General features: G+C 61.4%; 1 protein-coding gene and 1 pseudogene. Both read right to left on the bottom strand.

The window, feature by feature from the left end; all coding sequences use genetic code 11:
• Positions 1–656: pseudogene (locus tag BTE54_RS11075) on the bottom strand (glutamine--fructose-6-phosphate aminotransferase); the annotation flags it as partial.
• A 101-nt stretch (positions 657–757) separates the two neighbouring features.
• Positions 758–2,119 (bottom strand): bifunctional UDP-N-acetylglucosamine diphosphorylase/glucosamine-1-phosphate N-acetyltransferase GlmU, encoded by a 1,362-nt coding sequence (glmU, locus tag BTE54_RS11080; RefSeq protein ID WP_078052488.1) that lies wholly within the window; start codon positions 2,117–2,119, stop codon positions 758–760.
• Between the last annotated feature and the right edge of the window lie 15 nt (positions 2,120–2,134).

The raw sequence follows: 2,134 nt of genomic DNA on the forward strand, positions 1-2,134 counted from the left end.
GCACCCTGCCGGGTCACGATGGCGCAGTCGCCATCCACCAGATAGGTGATCTCATTGGTGAAGGGCGACAGCGCGATGGCGTCGGAACCAAGGAACATTTCGCCCCGACCGTAACCAACGGCAAGCGGCGGGCCGGAGCGCGCCGAAAGCAGCGTGCCGGGATCGTCCTTGAACATCACCACCAGAGCATAGGCGCCCGTCACGCGGTTCAGCATCTTCAGCATCGCCTCGCGATGGGCAAGACCCTCGCCGGTATACTTTGCCAGAAGCTGCGCCACCACCTCGGTGTCGGTCTGGGTGGTGAAGGTCGCGCCCCCGGCGGTCAGCTCTTCACGCAGTTCCGCGAAGTTTTCGATGATGCCGTTATGGACGACGGCAACGCCATCGACGAAATGCGGATGGGCATTGGTTTCGTTGGGAACACCGTGCGTCGCCCAGCGGGTGTGAGCGATGCCGACCACGCCCGGCAGCGGCTCTTCCGAAAGTCTCTTCTCCAGGTTGAACAGCTTGCCTTCCGCCCGGCGACGGTCCATCGCGCCATTGTCGATGGTGGCGACACCAGCCGAATCGTAACCGCGATATTCGAGACGCTTCAGCGCATCGACAAGCCGTTCAGCAACGGGCTGGGTTCCGACAATTCCGACAATTCCGCACATATATTTCTCCACCGGCGATCTCTTCGCCGAAACTACTAACCGTTCCCGAACAATCCGCAATTATGGCGCCGGTCACTTTCGGTATCGTTTGGTAACGTCCGTCAGGACGACTTTTTCTTCGCTTCCTTCAACGCCTTCGCCCGCTCGCGCACCACCGTCGCGCGACCGGGTTTCACCTCCTGGCGTGCGCGCCCGAAAGCCAGCGCATCTTCAGGCACGTCATCGGTAATGACGCTGCCGGAAGCGATATAGGCACCCTTGCCAATGGTGACAGGTGCAACCAGCGACGAGTTCGAGCCAATGAAGCTGTTGGCGCCAATGCGCGTCTCAGCCTTGTTGTAGCCGTCGTAATTGCAGGTGATGGTGCCCGCACCGATATTGCTGCCCGCGCCGATGAATGCATCGCCGATATAGGTCAGATGGTTGACCTTGGCGCCCTCACCGATCTCCGCCTTCTTGACCTCGCAGAAATTGCCCACCTTGGCATTGGCATGAAGGTTCGCGCCCGGACGCAGCCGCGCATAGGGGCCGACGGCCGCACCTTCGGCGACATGCGCCCCTTCCAGATACGAAAACGCATGGATGATGGCGCCCGGCTCGATGGTGACGCCGGGACCGATGACGACATTCGGTTCGATCAAAACGTCCTGACCGATCTTCGTGTCATAGGAGAGGAAGACGGTTTCGGGCGCAATCATCGAAACGCCGTCCACCATCAATTCGTGGCGGCGACGTTCCTGCCAGAGCTTCTCGATAAAGGCCAGTTCGGCGCGGTTGTTACAGCCGACCAGCTCGGCTTCGGGCGCATCGATGGCGACGGCGCGGCGGCCGAGGGAACGGGCGATCTCGACCACATCGGTCAGATAATATTCGCCCTTCACATTGCTGTTGCCGATCCGGTCGAGCAGGTCCAGCGCGTTGCGGCCGTTGATGGCCATCAATCCGCTATTGCACCAGGTAACCTTACGCTCCGCATCGGTCGCATCCTTCTCCTCGCGGATAGCGACAAGTTCGCCATCCTTGACCAGAAGCCGGCCGTAACCGGTCGGGCGATCGGTATGGAAACCGATGACGGCGACATCGGCGCCGGCGGCAATCGCCTCACGCGCCCGGTCGAGCGTTGCAGACGTGATGAGCGGGACATCGCCATAGGCAACGATGAGATCGTCGAAACCGCGTTCGATGGCTGCGCGTGCGGCAAGAACCGCATGGCCGGTGCCCTTGCGTTCCGTCTGCAGGAAAGCTTCGACCTGAAGACCCTTCATGCTTGCGGCAGCAGCGACATTGTCGGCATCGCGCCCGACCACCAGCGCCACCGTGCCGACGCCAGATCCAGCCACCGCCTCAACCACATGGCTGATCATCGGACGCCCGGCGACCGGATGCAGCACCTTGGATTTCGACGATTTCATGCGCGTGCTGTCGCCCGCTGCGAGAATAACGGCTAGAGAGCTGCGCTCCATAAGACCTCCAACACC

The sequence above is a fragment of the Agrobacterium sp. YIC 4121 genome, from assembly GCF_002008205.1.
GTDB lineage: Bacteria > Pseudomonadota > Alphaproteobacteria > Rhizobiales > Rhizobiaceae > Agrobacterium > Agrobacterium leguminum.